We start from the raw sequence: 14960 nt of genomic DNA, 5'->3' as shown, positions 1-14960 counted from the left end.
GGCAACGTCCTAAGAGTCTGCCAGCTGGGCGGCAACAGCGTTCGCAAACGCATCACCGCGCACCGCATAATTCTTGAACTGGTCCATCGACGCAGACGCGGGAGCCATCAGCACGGTATCGCCCGGATGCGCCAGCTCAGCAGCCTTCGCAACAGCCGCGTTCATCACGGCAACACCATCCGAAGAATCAGCCACAGCGGCGGTCATATTGTAGGTCGGAACCTCCGGGGCGTGAGACGCCAACGCCGACTTCAACGCCGCAGTATCAGTACCGATAATCAGCACAGCCTTCAGGCGCTTAGCGTGAGCAGCAATCAGCTCATCGTACTCAACGCCCTTCGACAGGCCGCCAGCAATCCACACCAGCGAGGGGTAACCGCTCATCGAAGCATTCGCGGCGTGAGGATTCGTAGCCTTCGAATCGTTCACCCACATGATGTCGTTCGCGTAACCCACCAGCTGGTTGCGGTGCGCACCGGTCTTGAAGGAACGCAGGCCAGCGCCCACAGCCTTCGGGTCAATATCAGCCGCACGGCACAGAGCCGCAGCCGCCAGAGCATTCTCCACGGTGTGCTTTGCGGGCATCTTACCGGGTGCCGGAGCGAGATCCTCCAGAACCGCCAGCTCATACGCCTCGTTGTAACGGTTCTTCAGGAAGGCACGGTCCACCATGATGTCCTCAGCCAGGCCGAGCATCGACACGGCGGGCATCTCAGTGGAGCTGAAACCTATCGCGCGAGCGCCCTCAATGACGTCCGCGTTCTCGACCATGCGCAGGGTGTCCACGTGGTCGGTGTTGAAGATGCAGGCAACCTGAGTGTGCTCGTACACACGAGCCTTATCAGCCTTGTAACGCTCGAACGAACCGTGCCAGTCCACGTGGTCCTCAGCGATGTTCAGAACCACCGAAGCGTACGGGGACAGCGAGTAGGTCCAGTGCAGCTGGAAGCTCGACAGCTCCACCGCGAAGAACTCGTAGGGCTCATCATCAGCAATGGCATACACAATGGGCATACCCACGTTACCCACCTGAATAGCCTTCTTACCGGCAGCCTTCAGGATGGAATCGACCATGCCCACGGTGGTGGTCTTACCGTTCGTACCGGTCAGGCACAGCCACTTGGGGGTCGGCAGGCCACTACGCTCGTTCAAGCGCCACGCCAGCTCAACATCGCCCCAAATCTGGATGCGACGCTCATACGCGTCCAGCATGACCGGGTGGTCGGGACGCACGCCCGGGGAGGTCACCACAAGCTCGGGTTCCTGACCGTCCACCAAGGGCAGGGCACGCATGTGCTCGGGACCGAACAGACCCTCAACATTGCCGTACGCATTCTTGTAAATCTCGATGCGTTCACGCTTCTCCGGGGTATCAGCCCCGTCGATGACGACGATCTTCGCACCCAGCTGTGCGAGCACATCGGTCACAGCGTCGCCGCTGGTACCCATGCCCACCACGACCACGCGCAGGTTAGCCCAGGGAGCGCCCCAGTGAGTCAGCTCCGCGAGGCGCTCGTTCTCGTACACCGGGTTCACCGCAATAGCGGCGGCGTTCGTTTCAATGCGAGCGGCGTCCGGCTGTTCATTAGTTGACATTAGTGAATCACTCCAGAAGTCTGCGAGAACCAGTCACCGAAGAACAGCGCCAGGGCAACGAGCACGCAGAGGGCGTTGATAACCCAGAGGCGGAACACGGAGTTCACTTCGCCGCTGCTGACGGTACCGGGGGCAATGCCTCGCTTATCAATTGAGTACTTGCCGTTGACGCCGACCTTCTCCATGTGGTGGTGGAAGGGGGTCATACGGAAGTAACGGTGCGCGTGCAGGGGCTTCTCCCCCGCTGCCACCGAACGCTTACGGCTGGTCTTGAACACGAACTTCTGCACGATCACAGAGAACACTTCCAGCACGGGAATCAGGGCGATAACCAGCAGGAGCAGCTCGGTGCGGGTGAACAGTGCGAAAGCAACCATTGCACCGCCCAGCGCCAGGGAGCCGGAGTCGCCCATGAAGATCTGTGCCTTCGACACGTTCCACCAGAGGAAGCCAGCCAGCGAACCCACGAAGGACGCGGCAATCAGCGCCAGCGAACCGGGGTCGCGCACATCGTAGCAGGCGGTGCCGGCGCCAGCGGAGCAGGCGTGCACGTACTGCCAGATGCTGATGGTCAGGTAGCCGGAGAAGATGGTCATCATGATGCCGCCAGCCAGGCCATCCAGACCATCGGTGAAGTTCACCGCGTTCGTGCCGGACAGGGAGATGAGGGTAATCCAGCCAACCAGCAGAATGGAGCCGAAGACCGCACCCGCCGCGAACAGGTCGATGGGCAGGTCACGCACGAACGAGATAGCGGTCGACGCCGGACGTGCACCCGACTCATTCGGGAACTGGAACGCCAGGAACGCAAAGGGCAGGGTCACGCCCAGCAAACCGATGGTCTTCTGCTTCTCGGTCAGACCTTCGTTGCCCTTATTGCGGAACTTCATGATGTCGTCCGCCGCGCCCACACCGAGCATGCCCAGGGTGAAGGCGATGGTCAGCCACGCGGTAGCGGTCGGCATCGGTGCGGTACCGAAGAACAGCGCGCTCACCGCCAACGTCAAGAAGTAGGCGAGAATCGCCGCGGGGATGAAAATCAGACCCGCCATGGTGGGGGTGCCCGCCTTATGCTGGTGAGCTGCCGGGCCTTCCTCGCGGATGAGCTGGCCAAGCTTGAGGGACTTCATTTTCTTGATGAACACCGGCAGCGCGGTGAGGGAGATGAGGAATCCGAAGATTCCAGCAATCAGCACGGTAATCATAAAGCGCTACCCTTCGTTCGTGGTCTGTTCGGTCGAAGTACGGTCGCCGTTAGCGGCGCCGTCCAGGTGAGCGGCAAGGTGGTCGCTCAAATCGGTGGTTTCAACAAAGTCACCGGCAGAAAGCCAGGTCGGTGCCTGCTCTTCCTCAGCGCCGAAGGTGTACTCAGCGAAAGCAACCTGGTCGCCCAGAATGCCCAGCTTCGCGCCGTTCGAGGACTTGAAGAGCACAATGTCGCCGGGGCGAACCTCGGCGCGCAGAATCTGCTCCGCCTCTTCCGGGGTCTTCACCCAGGTCGCTTCATTACCCCAGGAGCCTTCCAGGTGAGCCGCGTTGTAGGTGGGCTTCGTTTCGTCACCCACAGCAATCAGCTTGGAAATGTTCATGCGCACCACGAGGCGGCCGATGCGGTCGTGCTCCTCCATGGAGGCGTCGCCGAGCTCCAGCATGGCACCCAGAACAGCCCAGGTGCGGTGCGGCTGACCGGTCGCCGGGTCGACGGTGCGACCCAGCTGCGCCAGGGTGCGCAGTGCCGCAGCCATCGACTCGGGGTTCGCGTTGTAGGCGTCGTTAATGACGGTCACGCCGTCAGCGCGGTCGGTGCGCGCCATACGCCACTTCGAAGCCGCCGCCGCTTTGTTGAGCGCGCGAGCAATCTTCTCACCCGAAATACCGCTGTTGTAGGCGATTGTCGCAGCAGCCAGCAGGTTGTGCACGTGGTGCTCACCGATCAGCTGCGAGGAAATCTCGTACTCGCTACCGTCGGGCAGGCGCAGAGTGAACTCGGGGCAGCCAGCGTCGGTGGTGCGCAGGTTCAGCGCCGCCACGTAGCGTTCGTAGGGCTGGCCGTTCGCGTCGGTCTTCTCGCCCACGCCGAAGTACGTAATGGGTGCAACCGAACGCGACGCCATGCGTAGCACGCGCTCATCGTCAGCGTTCAGCGCCAGGGAACCGGTCGGCTGAACACCCTCAGCCAGCTCGCCTTTAGTGCGCTCAATATTGTCCACGCCGCCGAACTCGCCAGCGTGCGCGGTACCGACCTTCAGGATTGCACCGTGATCGGGGTGCGCAATATTCGCCAGGTACTCGATGTTGCCCACGTGGTCGGCCCCCATCTCAATGACCAGGTAGCGGGTAGACTCATCCGCACGGAAAACGGTCAGGGGCACGCCCACCTCACTGTTATAGGAACCAACCGGCGCAACGGTCGGGCCCTCCGGGGCGAAAATGGCGGCAAGAAGGTCCTTGGTGGTGGTCTTACCGGCGGAACCGGTAATACCGATAACGGTCAGCTCACCCTGAGCGCGCATCTGCTCAATGGAGTAGCGCGCCAAATCACCCATCGCCAGCACCACATCGGGCACCTGGATGCTCGGGTAGGGCACGCCCTGCTCGTCGAGTACTTCACGCTCGACCAGCGCCAGGGTCGCGCCCCTCTCAAACGCCATGGGGATGAACCTGTGGCCGTCAGTGACAGCGCCGGGCTTCGCCACGAACAAGGTACCGGTCTGCACCTCACGCGAGTCGGTGGTGGCGAAGTCTGCGTACACCTGCTCCTCACGGCCCTCCAGGCCGATAGCGGTGCCGCCGGTTGCCTCAATAATCTGGGCGGCGCTGAGCTTAATCATTCTTCACCATACCTTCAGCGGTCTTAGAGTCACTTTCATCGAGCATGCGCTGGTAGTCAGGCAGAATCTCGAAACCGTGCGCACGCAGGGCACGGGCGGTTTCAACGCGGTCGTCCAGGGCGATATCCACGCCGTCAACATCCTGTTCGGTTTCGTGGCCGCGGCCAGCAATCAGGATGGCGTCGTGCTCGCCCGCCAGGGCAATTGCCGCATCAATAGCGGCGGCACGCGGAGAAATGTTCAGGATCTGGGTGGCTCGGCGGTTCTCAGCCTTCTGCGCGCCCTCCTCAACGGCGGCACGAATCGGAGCCGGGTCCTCACCGTGCGGGTCGTCATCAGTCACGACAACAATATCTGCGTTCTGCGCAGCAATCGCACCCATAATCGGGCGTTTGAGCTGGTCACGCTCGCCGGTCGCGCCGAAAACAATCATGACCTTACCGTCGCCGGGGCGGTCCATTGCCTCCAGGGCACGGGTCAGACCGTCCGGGTTGTGGGCGAAGTCCACAATCGCGTGCGGAGCCAAAGAAATCAGCTGCATACGACCCGGCACCACCGGAGTCAGAGCCGCACCGGAGACCAGCTCGGGCAACAGGCGCTCACGCTCAGCGGAGTCAGTGTCCAGGTACGCCATGAGAGCCGCCAGCGCGGCATTCGAAACGTTAAAGTCAGCGGGCAGACCGGTGTAGCATTCAACACTCTCACCGGCACCATTAGCCACGTGGAAGCGGTGGCCCAGGCCCTCACGCTGAACCTTCACCACAGCCCAGTCGCGGGGACCGAACTCTGCGGGCACCTCAGCCAGACCGGCACCTCGAGCAGTCACCAGGCGGTGCACCTGCTGCGCGCCCATCTGCTCGCAAGCAGCGGAGAACATCTTCTCGCCCCACTCGTCATCAGCAGTAATCACAGCCAGCTCGGCGCGCTCAGGAGTGAACAGCTGAGCCTTCGAGTCGAAGTAGTGCTCCATGGTGCCGTGCAGATCCAGGTGATCCTGAGTCAGGTTCGTAAAGCCAGCAACCGCGTACTTCACGCCGTCCACACGGTGGTAATCAATCGCGTGCGAAGACACCTCCATCGCCGCGCAACGCACCTGATGCTGACCCATAATCGTCAGCAGAGAATGCACGTGAGGAGACTCCGGGGTGGTCATCTTCGAAGGAACCGACACACCATCAATCAGAATCTGAATAGTGCCAATCAGACCGGTCTTCACACCCAGGCCGGTGCGGAACACCGACTCCAACATGTAGGTGGAGGTGGTCTTACCGTTCGTACCGGTCACCGCATAGCGGTGGGTGGCGGGGAACGACGCCGAACCATAAATCAGCGCAGCCAACGGACCGACATACTCGCGCAGGTTCTCAGCCACCAGGACAGGCACCGGCGCCTCACCCAGCAGCTGCGCACCGGCAGCATCCGTCAAAATAGCGGAAGCACCAAGCTTCAACGCAGCCTCAGCAAACTGCGCACCGTGCACCTTCGCACCGGGCAGAGCCACGTACAGGTCCTGCGGGCGAACGCCTCGGGAGTCCATGCTGATACCGGTGACCTCAACAGAATCACCGGATTCAGAACCCTGAACGCCGCTAGCCGGCTGGGAACTCACCTGAGCACCCAAGCCCTGCAGATGTTCGCGAAGGTGCGCCAAACTCACCGGGCGCACAGAATTCGGGCGCAGAGTCTGAGCGTCGCCGCCCAGCAGGTTCTGGCCGGGTGCGTGAGATGCGGTATCCATCGTCCTTCTTTCCTCTCCGCTGTCCGAAGCGGTGAGCTCTGTATGGTCAATGCGCTCAAGGCACACAGGGTCATTCAATATTCTACGGTCTTTAGGCTTCGACAGGTGTTCAGTACCGGCGCTTCTTCATCACGAATCAGCTACCGGGCGCCTCTCCCCCGCTCACCTTTAGCTCGTCTTATTGGGGCTATCCTCAGCAAAAAGCGGAATCAACTCCGGTTCACCGGTAGAACGCGGCACATTATAGGTGTGCAGAGTCTTCTCCATAATCTTGGAGAACTCAGCCGTCGTACCGTTCGTACCCACGCTACCCTCAGGACGCTGCATGGTCACCGCCACCAAGAACTGCGGGTTCTCAATCGGCGCCACACCAATAAAGGACGTCGTGTTGCCGTCGTAGCCGCCCTTCTCACTCGGAGTTTCCGCAGTACCGGTCTTACCGCCCACGCGGTAGCCGGTCACCTTCGCCGGACGGGCGTGGCCTTGCTCCACCACATTCTCCATGAGAGTCAGGCAGGAAGCGGCAGTCTCCTCGCTGACCATGCGTTCGCCAGGCTCTACGGCACGCTTATGTTCGGTACCGTCGGCGTCAATGATCGCGTCCACAATGCGCGGCTTCAGACGAACGCCCTTATTGCCCAGCGCCTGGAAAATCATGGCGGTCTGCAGCGGAGTCTGCGCAACACCCTGACCGAACAGCACAGTGTACTGCTGACGGCCATCCCAATCACGCCAATCGCTGATCAGGCCCTGCTCCTCACCGGTCAGCTCAATGCCGGTAAACTCGCCGACGCCGTACTTCTTCAACCAGTTGTAGCGCTCTTCCTTGCTGAGCTTCTGACCGACCAGCACCGTACCGGTGTTCATCGAGTCATGAATAATGCCCGAGAAAGTACGCCGCTGCGCCCCGTGCTCAAACGCATCCTTGAAAGTCTGGCCGTCAATCGTGAGGGTCGCGGGCACATCATACACACTAGTCGGAGTCGTCAGGCCCTGCTCAATCAACGCAGAAGAAGTCAGCATCTTCTCGGTCGAACCGGGCTCCACGTTCTGCGAAATAGCGCGCGGAGTCATATCCGCCGCATCCTCAATGGTTGCCGCACCCGGGTCCATCGTAGAGGAATCAGCGAGAGCCAAAATGGAGCCGTCACGCACATCCATAACAATGGCGGTACACCATTCAGCCTTCAGCTCCTCAGCGCGGGCACGAACCACCTGCTGCGCAAAATACTGCACATCACGGTTAATGGTCAGGCGAATATTTTTACCGTCCACCGCCAGGCGTTGCTCTTCCTTCGCCACGGGGATACGCACACCATCAGCACTAATCTCGTAGGTACGTTCACCGGGGGTGCCGGCAAGTTCCTTCTCGAAGACACGCTCAATGCCCACCGAGAAGTTACGGGAAACCGTACCGCCCTTACCGTTGCCGTCAGCCTCTTCAACAATGTTGTATTTGCCGACCACGGAGCCACCCACACTACCGTTGGGGTACAGGCGCTGGGAGAACGCCTCACCGTAGATGAAGGGCGCGCCCAGAGCATCAATCTTATTGAAAATTTCCGGGGTGATATTTGCCTTAATCACCGAGTACTTAGAGGTGCCGTCCAGCTTGGACTTGATGAACTCATCGGTAATACCCGGGTCAACGGTCTTGAGAATATCGACCATCTCGTACACCAGCTGGTTGGGGGTTACCTCAATCTTCTGGGTGCGGTCCTCGTTGTAGCGTTTGAAGGTCGCCACAGCGCTCTGATCTGCGGTCAGGTTATAACGCTGCACGGTACGCGCCATAACGTTACCGTTGATATCGAGAATCTGGCCACGCACAGCGGGCAGCACCTGCGAGCGCAGACGCTTCTGACGGGACGCATTCGCCACCGCACCGGGGTCAAAGCCCTGACGGATAAACAGGTTCGCACCGATAACGCCCAGAGCGCAGGTGGCTGCGGCGCCTGCGACGAAGCCGCGGCGGGTCAGATCCGGCTGACCGGATGCCGATTCGTTCGCGTTCTTACGCGCGTCGGAGCTCATGCGGTGGTCCTTTCGCTGGTCTAGTCTATCGGTGATGCTACGCATCCTGTGGTCAGTGTTGTTTATCGTGCGGGCTGGCTAGCCGCGGGCTGCTGAGCGGTGCTCGGCGCGGCGGACGCAGCCGGGCTAGCAGGGGCGCTATTCGCCGGTGCGGGGTTAGCCTGCTGAGTGGGGTTAGCCTGCTGAGTGGGGTTGGCCTGCTGAGTGGGGCTTGCCGAGGCGCTTGCAGATGCCTTTGCCGCCGCGCTCGCCTGGCTGTGTCGCTGCTGAACAGACTTGTCAGCATCCACAATGCCCTTGGCGTAGCTTTCGTTCGAACCCGCTGCCGGCGGGGCAATCAGGTTCTCCTGCTTGCTTCCCTCGATGCCGGTCGGGCTTGCCACCGGGGCGGGGGTGCCCTCAATCGTGGAGGACTGCAGATTCAGGGTCGCCTGCGAAGAGCTCACAAACATGCCCAGAGTGCTTGCACGAACCGCAAGGTCCTGCGGGGCTTCCTTGAAACCAATCTCCTGCTGAAGCGCCTGGTTCTCCTGCACAAGTTGCTGCTCCTGCGCGCGCAAATCCACCATGTCGTACTGGCGGGTCACAATTAGCACGTTGAGCAGCAGGATAAAGACCAGAGTCAGTGGGATTGCCGCGAAGACAGCGAGCATGGTGGGCGGGCTGAGCTTGCGTGCTCGGCGGCGAACCGTCGAGAGCGGGTGACGCGACTTCGGCTTCTCCTCGCGGGTCTCCTCAGTGCGAGCAGCCGCACGAACGCTCGATGGCACGCGGCTCGCGTTCGTCGAGGTGCGCTTACCGCCGTGCGAAGCAGCGGTGCTGGCAGGGCGAACCACCGGCTGGGATGCGGTGACCGGCTCCAGACGCGCGGTACGGGTACGACCGGAGTGGGCGCGAGTGGAGGCGCGGCTCGCCCCGGTCGATGCGCCAGTAGAGGATGCGCGGGTAGAGCCAAGGGCGCTGGGGGTACCGGCGGCAGGGCGCGAGGAACCGGCGCGTCGACTCCGCGGTGCGCCCTGTGTGCGGGTGGGGCGCTGGGATGCGTGCTGGGTGCTCACTCTTCTTCGCTTTCTGTCTTCTACTTGGCGGGGATGCGGATCTTCTCGGCGGCGCGTAGCTTGGCGCTGGCGGCGCGGGAGTTCTGTTCGATTTCCTCGTCGGTAGGCGGTTCGGCGCCGCGGGTAATGATCTTGACGGTGGGCTTGTGCTCTTCAAGCTCCACGGGGAATCCCTTGGGTGCCTTGGAGGTTGCCTCTGCGGTCAGTGCCCTCTTGACGATCTTGTCTTCGAGGCTGTGGTAGCTCATGGCGACGAATCGGCCGCCGAGATTGAGCGCCTCCAGGGCTGCCGGTACGGCGCGTTCGAGGGCTTCCAGCTCGTGGTTCACTTCGATGCGCAGCGCCTGAAAGGTGCGCTTAGCGGGGTGGCCGCCGGTACGCTGCGCGGCGACGGGCACAGCCTTCTGGATAATGCGCACGAGCTCGCCGGTGGTTTCCAGGGGCGCGTTGGCGCGGGCAGTGCAGATGGCACGGGCAATACGCGAGGCGAACTTCTCTTCACCCCAATTGCGGATAATGCGGCGCAGCTGGTCTTCGCTGTACTCGTTGACAACAATGCGGGCGGTGAGCTCGTCTTCGGAGTTCATGCGCATGTCCAGGGGCGCATCGTAGGAGTAGGCGAAACCGCGGGTGCGTTCGTCCAACTGCATGGAGGAGACGCCCAGGTCCATCAGGATGCCGTCGATACCCTGCACGCTGGCGGTTTCCATGGCGCGGTCAATCTCGTCGTAGACAGCGTGAACGGGTACGAAGCGGTCACCGAAACGTGCCAGACGCTCACCGGCGATGGCGTGCGCCTGCAGGTCACGGTCAATGCCAATCAGCACAAGGTTTTCGAAGCGCTCAAGCAGCGCCTCAGAGTGGCCGCCCATGCCGAGAGTACCGTCAATCACGTAGGCGGTACCGCGCTCCTCAACGGCGCGCTCAATACCGGGTGCCAGCAGGTTAATGCAGCGGTCCAGCATGACAGGCACGTGGCGTTCGCTGGCTTCACGCTGGGAGAGGTTCTCAATGGATGCGCCGGTCACCTTAGCGGCAGTACCGGATGCGGTCGTACCGGTTTCGGGGGCGTGGTCTACGCTCATGGGTGCTCCTGTGAGAGTTTGTCCTGCGGGAAGGCTTACGGAAGATGTAGTGCGGTGGTGATAGAGAGACGCCGGGCGGTAGCCGTCGCGCCGGCGAGGTGCCGACTAGAGCAGCGGGCTGAACGGGTCCTCGTCGAGGGCAGCAAATTCAGCTTCGGTGCGGGCGAGGTATTCCTCCCAGGCGGCTGCATCCCAGATTTCTGCGCGGGTTCCGGAGCCGATGACGACGAGGTTGTCGCTCAGCCCTGCGTATTGGCGCAGTATCGGCGGGATGGTGATGCGTCCCTGCTTGTCAGGCAGTTCGTCTGAGGCTCCTGAGAGGAAGACTCGCAGGAAGTCTCGGGCGGCTCGTCCGGGCAGCGGCGCGGTGCGCATCCGCTCGTGGATGCGTTCAAATTCTGCGGCGGGGAAAACGTACAGGCATCGTTCTTGACCGCGGGTCAGAACGAGGCCTGCAGAGAGTTCCTCACGGAATTTGGCGGGAAGGATGATGCGTCCTTTGGCGTCCATTCGTGGTGAGTAGGTACCTAAGAACATTCACTTCACCTCCCCGATGTGTGCCCCTGATGTGTGCCGATGTGCTGAAGCCTGCGGGAGCGGGGTTGCTCCACGGTCCCTGTGGGTGCCGGTGGCGGGGTGTGCCGAGCCCTGCACCTTCGTCGTTTGCTTGAGGGCACGGCGATAGGACTGACTTTCAGCTTTCCCCTCCACTTTACCCCACTTTCCACCACCTACCCCACCCGGCAGAGTATCTTTTAGTGTTTTTATGCTCTCTTCTGCATTTTTAACGCTGGCACACAGCTTCTACACAGCTTCGGGTCGCATCCGCTCAGCACCTCGCCCTCATCATGCTTGCCACGCACTGGCTCAACTACAGACTCAATGGCTACAGACCCAACGGCAGGGTCGATTGCGGCAATCAGCATGCTCAGCCCACCAGCCTCTAAAGCACCCGTCTATCACTGGTTCGGGCATAGAAAAAGCGGAAGGCAAGAGAATTCTTACCTTCCGCTTGTGAAGTCTTGTTGAAGTCTTAAGGCCCTAGAGAGCACGGATGCTCAGCCGCGAGAAAACTATTGCAACAAAGCAGTATTAGAACTGGCCGTTATTGCGCTCGTCCCAGCGGTCCTCCAGACGGTTCATGAAGGAGGAACGCTCCTTCTGCTCACGCTGACGCACACGCGCTGCGCCCTCTGCTTTACCGCCCAGGAAGGAATCCACGGGGGTCTTCTTGCTGGTGGTTGCGAAGTACACGCCACCTGCCGCGAAGAGGAAGCCGAATACGCCCAGCCAAATCATGTTGGACGCGACCGCGCCAATAATGATGCCCAGGCCAATGAGGACGAAGAGAATACCGAGAGCCAGGTGGCGAGCACTGAAAACCGGCGCAGTGTTGCCGGTCGAAGACATGGAGGAGGCAAAGTGCGGGTCCTCATTGCTCATGAGTTCTTCGAGCTGGTCCAGAACCTTCTGTTCACGCTCGGACAGTGCCATCGTTTTCTCCTTTGAGGTGTCGCTACTCAAGATGACGTCGGTATCAGCCGGGTTAGCTAGTGCATCAGCTGGCGCTGGGCGCGCTTCTTCCCGCCGTATATTTCCGGTCGTATGCTTCCCATCGTACCGCGCGGGGTGGGGTTGGCGCATTCTTTTTCGGGCAGAAGTACTTTATGGTCTTCTACAGAGGGCGCCTCCCCTTCTGTGGTGGCTACCCTCGATCTAGTTCCCTTCCTCTGCCTTTTACTCAGCTTGTTGATCCGGTGCAGCCACTCCGGAGGCTGGTTTGAGGCTTTCCTGCGAGTACTTGCGGTGAATCGCGTCCATGACGTGCTCCACTTCGGACCATCTGCTGCTCTTCACGAGGCGGGCACCAGACCCAGAGCGAGCGTCATACCCCGAGCGAACATCACCCCCCGAGCGAGTACCGTTCTCCGGACCATTGCCCACTCCCCCACCGCCTCGTTGTACCGAGGCTGTTCTGTCTGAGGCGATTCTGGCGGAGGCAGTTCTTGCGGGGCATGAGTTCGCCCCGTTCTCGATGGAGTCGAAGAGGGTCTGTTGCACCCCGTCTTCTGCGCGGGCGAGCTTTTCGGCGCGCACTCCAATGAGTCGCAGGGCGCGTGGCGCCTCCTGGCCCACCATAATTTCATCGGCACGCAGGGCTTCCAACGCGAGGGAGGCGATCTGCATACCGGAGTCTACGGGCACGTTCAGGGCAATAGCGCGGGTGTGCGTTTCGAAGGTGCTGTAGCGGATTTTGAGGCTGAGCCCTCCGGCAAGTTTTCCAGCGGTGCGCAGGCGCTTTCCAAGTTTGAGGCTCAGTTCCCGAACGGCTGCACTGATTTCGTGGGCGTCGGTCGTATCAGTCTCGAAGGTGTGCTCGCCGCCCATGCTTTTCTCTTCGCGCTCGGTGACCACGGGGCGTTCGTCAATGCCGCGCGCCATGGCCCAGAGGTGCTCACCCTGGGCGGTGCCGAAGCGTTCTTTGAGCCAGTCCAAGCTCATGGATCGCATCTGGGCGATGGTCTGAATACCGTACCGGGAGAGCTGCTCGGTACTTTTCGCACCCACTCCCCACAGGTCGGAGACTTTTCGGGGGTCGAGGAATTCTTGAACCCGCTCGGGCGGAATGACCCACAGCCCGTTCGGTTTGCTACCGGTGGACGCCATTTTGGCGAGTAGCTTGTTGGGCGCGACCCCCGCCGAGGAGGGCAGGGAGAGCTCCTGTGCGATGCGGTCGCGAGCGCTCTGCGCCAGGGCAACGGGGTCTTGGCCGTGCAGGTAGGCGCCGGTCAGGTCCACAAAGGCTTCGTCCACACTGACCTGCTCCACGTAGGGGCTCAGGTCGTTCAGGATTGCCATGACGGCGCGGGAGTAGCGTCGGTAGTCGCCGCGTAGGGGTAGGACGGTGGCATTGGGGCTGAGGTTTTGTGCGCGGCTGAGCGGCATGCCGGAGCGTACTCCATGGGCGCGCGCCTCGTAGGAGGCTGAACAGACGACCGAGCGGGGGCCCAGGGGCGCCACGATAATCGGGGTTCCGTGCAGGGCGGGGTTTTCGAGGAGTTCAACGTTGACGAAGAAGGCGTCCATGTCCAAGTGCATAATGACGCGACCGTTCCTTGCGCCGCTATTCTTGCCGGTTCGAGCCTGCCCCATGTCGCCTCCTCTCATAGCTTCTACGCCCACCTACCGAAAATATAGCACATTTCTACGAAAAATCATGGCATCATATAGTAAACATATTCGTAAATGCGTTCTCTTGGGCTTTTCTCCACTAAGCTAGAAGAAGTGCACACCGCACAACACATGGACCGTACACAGCGACCATCAGCGAGGATAGTATGACTCCCCCTTCTCCTTCCGGAGCACCCACTCCCCAGGCGACCGAGAGCCTCACCGTAGCAGTCCCGAATATCCCGGCGGATTCTGCGCACCTCACTGAGCGTATTGCTGAAGAGCAGCGAGCCTACCTGCATGCTTTCGATACCCTCATGGCGGAGTTTTTTGCCCGCCAGCGCGAACTGCTCGAGGGTATCTCCCCCGAAACCCTGCCCCTGCTGGAGGCCATCGAGTCCCTCTCCACCGGCGGCAAGCGTCTGCGCGCTCTGTTGAGCTACTGGGGTTGGCGAGGTGCCGGCGGCGCACCCGTGACTGCAGACCGCGCCTCCTGGCCCATTGTGAAGGCGGGCATGGCGGTGGAGCTGTTCCAGACCTCCGCGCTGATTCACGACGACATCATCGACCGTTCCGATACCCGCCGCGGCGCTCCCTCCGTGCACAAGAGTTTTGAGGCGGCACACGAGCAGAATAGCTGGCGCGGCGATGCGTTCAACTACGGTCTGACCGGCGGCATCCTTGCTGGCGACCTGACCCTGGCGTGGTCTGCCGAGGTTTTTACATCCCTGGGTGAGGGCGCAATCTATGGCGCTCCGGCGCGCACCATTTTTGACCGGATGCGCACCGAGGTTCTGGCAGGCCAGTACCTGGACGTCTACTCCGAGGTTCTCGAAACCGAGGACGCGCAGGCGGCTCTGCAGCGTGCCCTGAACGTCATCCGTTTTAAGTCCGCCAAGTACTCCTGCGAGCACCCCTTCACGATTGGTGGTGCCCTGGCTCTGCAGGCTACCGCGCTGGAGAACGGCACGGGTGCTGTGAGCGAGCAGCACCCGGTACTTGCCGGATACCGCGCGTTCGGTCTGCCGCTGGGTGAGGGCTTCCAGCTGCGCGATGATGAGCTGGGCGTTTTCGGTCAGCCCGAGGTGACCGGCAAGCCCGCCGGTGACGACCTGCGCGAGGGCAAGCGCACCGTCCTGGTGGCGCTCACCTCCGCCGCCCTCGATGAGAAGGATGCGGCGCTTCTGCACGATAGCTTGGGCGATCCCGAGCTGAGCGATGAGCAGGTGGAGCGCATCCGCGAGCTGATGGTCTCTTCGGGTGCTTTCGCCAAGCACGAGCAGCTGATTGAGCAGAAGTCTCAGGCGGTGTTTGAGGCGCTGGAGGCGATGAACCTGGACGAGCTGGTGCACGCGGCGCTGACCGATATTGTGGGCCGCGCGCTACGCCGCAAGGCCTAGAGGTTCAGCACAGTCATAAACATTAAATAAGTTGAGGCGGCATACCG

At 61.4% G+C, this 14960-nt stretch carries 11 protein-coding genes; 1 reads left to right on the top strand and 10 read right to left on the bottom strand.

Annotated features, from left to right (window positions below; genetic code table 11):
* Positions 1-9: 9 nt before the first annotated feature.
* The 10 genes from murD to dinB form a co-directional block, all read right to left on the bottom strand.
* On the bottom strand, positions 10-1596 hold the full coding sequence (gene murD / locus QZ540_RS00890) for a UDP-N-acetylmuramoyl-L-alanine--D-glutamate ligase (protein WP_294627017.1): 1587 nt from the start codon (positions 1594-1596) through the stop codon (positions 10-12).
* Positions 1596-2801 (bottom strand): phospho-N-acetylmuramoyl-pentapeptide-transferase, encoded by a 1206-nt coding sequence (gene mraY, locus QZ540_RS00885; protein WP_294627015.1) that lies wholly within the window; start codon positions 2799-2801, stop codon positions 1596-1598. Before mraY ends, murD begins: the two co-directional genes overlap by 1 nt.
* A gap of 6 nt (positions 2802-2807) precedes the next feature.
* The gene (gene murF / locus QZ540_RS00880; RefSeq protein WP_294627013.1) at positions 2808-4427 is read right to left on the bottom strand and encodes a UDP-N-acetylmuramoyl-tripeptide--D-alanyl-D-alanine ligase; all 1620 of its coding nucleotides are present in this window, start codon (positions 4425-4427) and stop codon (positions 2808-2810) included.
* Positions 4420-6165 (bottom strand): Mur ligase family protein, encoded by a 1746-nt coding sequence (locus tag QZ540_RS00875; protein WP_294627011.1) that lies wholly within the window; start codon positions 6163-6165, stop codon positions 4420-4422. Before QZ540_RS00875 ends, murF begins: the two co-directional genes overlap by 8 nt.
* A 168-nt stretch (positions 6166-6333) precedes the next feature.
* Positions 6334-8199 carry a penicillin-binding protein 2 gene (locus QZ540_RS00870; protein WP_294627009.1) on the bottom strand — a complete coding sequence of 622 codons (1866 nt, stop codon included), beginning with the start codon at positions 8197-8199 and terminating at the stop codon, positions 6334-6336.
* A gap of 62 nt (positions 8200-8261) precedes the next feature.
* Complete coding sequence (locus tag QZ540_RS00865) at positions 8262-9257, bottom strand: amino acid ABC transporter ATPase (protein WP_294627007.1); 996 nt, start codon at positions 9255-9257, stop codon at positions 8262-8264.
* Positions 9258-9277: 20 nt separating this feature from the next.
* Positions 9278-10342: a 16S rRNA (cytosine(1402)-N(4))-methyltransferase RsmH gene (gene rsmH / locus QZ540_RS00860; RefSeq protein ID WP_294627004.1), complete on the bottom strand. Its 1065-nt coding sequence runs from the start codon at positions 10340-10342 to the stop codon at positions 9278-9280.
* A 105-nt stretch (positions 10343-10447) separates the two neighbouring features.
* On the bottom strand, positions 10448-10879 hold the full coding sequence (mraZ, locus tag QZ540_RS00855; protein WP_294627002.1) for a division/cell wall cluster transcriptional repressor MraZ: 432 nt from the start codon (positions 10877-10879) through the stop codon (positions 10448-10450).
* A gap of 555 nt (positions 10880-11434) precedes the next feature.
* Positions 11435-11836: a DUF3040 domain-containing protein gene (locus QZ540_RS00850; RefSeq protein WP_005506566.1), complete on the bottom strand. Its 402-nt coding sequence runs from the start codon at positions 11834-11836 to the stop codon at positions 11435-11437.
* A 243-nt stretch (positions 11837-12079) separates the two neighbouring features.
* Positions 12080-13495: a DNA polymerase IV gene (gene dinB / locus QZ540_RS00845; protein ID WP_294627000.1), complete on the bottom strand. Its 1416-nt coding sequence runs from the start codon at positions 13493-13495 to the stop codon at positions 12080-12082.
* A 185-nt stretch (positions 13496-13680) separates the two neighbouring features.
* Here dinB and QZ540_RS00840 point away from each other — a divergent pair, with 185 nt between their 5' ends.
* On the top strand, positions 13681-14913 hold the full coding sequence (locus QZ540_RS00840) for a polyprenyl synthetase family protein (protein ID WP_294626998.1): 1233 nt from the start codon (positions 13681-13683) through the stop codon (positions 14911-14913).
* The last annotated feature ends 47 nt before the right edge of the window (positions 14914-14960 follow it).

Source organism: uncultured Rothia sp. (genome assembly GCF_916049665.1).
GTDB lineage: Bacteria > Actinomycetota > Actinomycetes > Actinomycetales > Micrococcaceae > Rothia.
This window is presented reverse-complemented; position numbering and strand designations above follow the sequence as displayed.

What these genes read in the sequence shown, in the direction of transcription:
- dinB (WP_294627000.1), bottom strand. Translation starts at nt 13,495, where the DNA reads ATGGGGCAGGCTCGAACCGGCAAGAATAGCGGCGCAAGGAACGGTCGC.
- mraZ (WP_294627002.1), bottom strand. Translation starts at nt 10,879, where the DNA reads ATGTTCTTAGGTACCTACTCACCACGAATGGACGCCAAAGGACGCATC.
- QZ540_RS00840 (WP_294626998.1), top strand. Translation starts at nt 13,681, where the DNA reads ATGACTCCCCCTTCTCCTTCCGGAGCACCCACTCCCCAGGCGACCGAG.
- murD (WP_294627017.1), bottom strand. Translation starts at nt 1,596, where the DNA reads ATGTCAACTAATGAACAGCCGGACGCCGCTCGCATTGAAACGAACGCC.
- rsmH (WP_294627004.1), bottom strand. Translation starts at nt 10,342, where the DNA reads ATGAGCGTAGACCACGCCCCCGAAACCGGTACGACCGCATCCGGTACT.
- mraY (WP_294627015.1), bottom strand. Translation starts at nt 2,801, where the DNA reads ATGATTACCGTGCTGATTGCTGGAATCTTCGGATTCCTCATCTCCCTC.
- QZ540_RS00850 (WP_005506566.1), bottom strand. Translation starts at nt 11,836, where the DNA reads ATGGCACTGTCCGAGCGTGAACAGAAGGTTCTGGACCAGCTCGAAGAA.
- QZ540_RS00870 (WP_294627009.1), bottom strand. Translation starts at nt 8,199, where the DNA reads ATGAGCTCCGACGCGCGTAAGAACGCGAACGAATCGGCATCCGGTCAG.
- QZ540_RS00875 (WP_294627011.1), bottom strand. Translation starts at nt 6,165, where the DNA reads ATGGATACCGCATCTCACGCACCCGGCCAGAACCTGCTGGGCGGCGAC.
- murF (WP_294627013.1), bottom strand. Translation starts at nt 4,427, where the DNA reads ATGATTAAGCTCAGCGCCGCCCAGATTATTGAGGCAACCGGCGGCACC.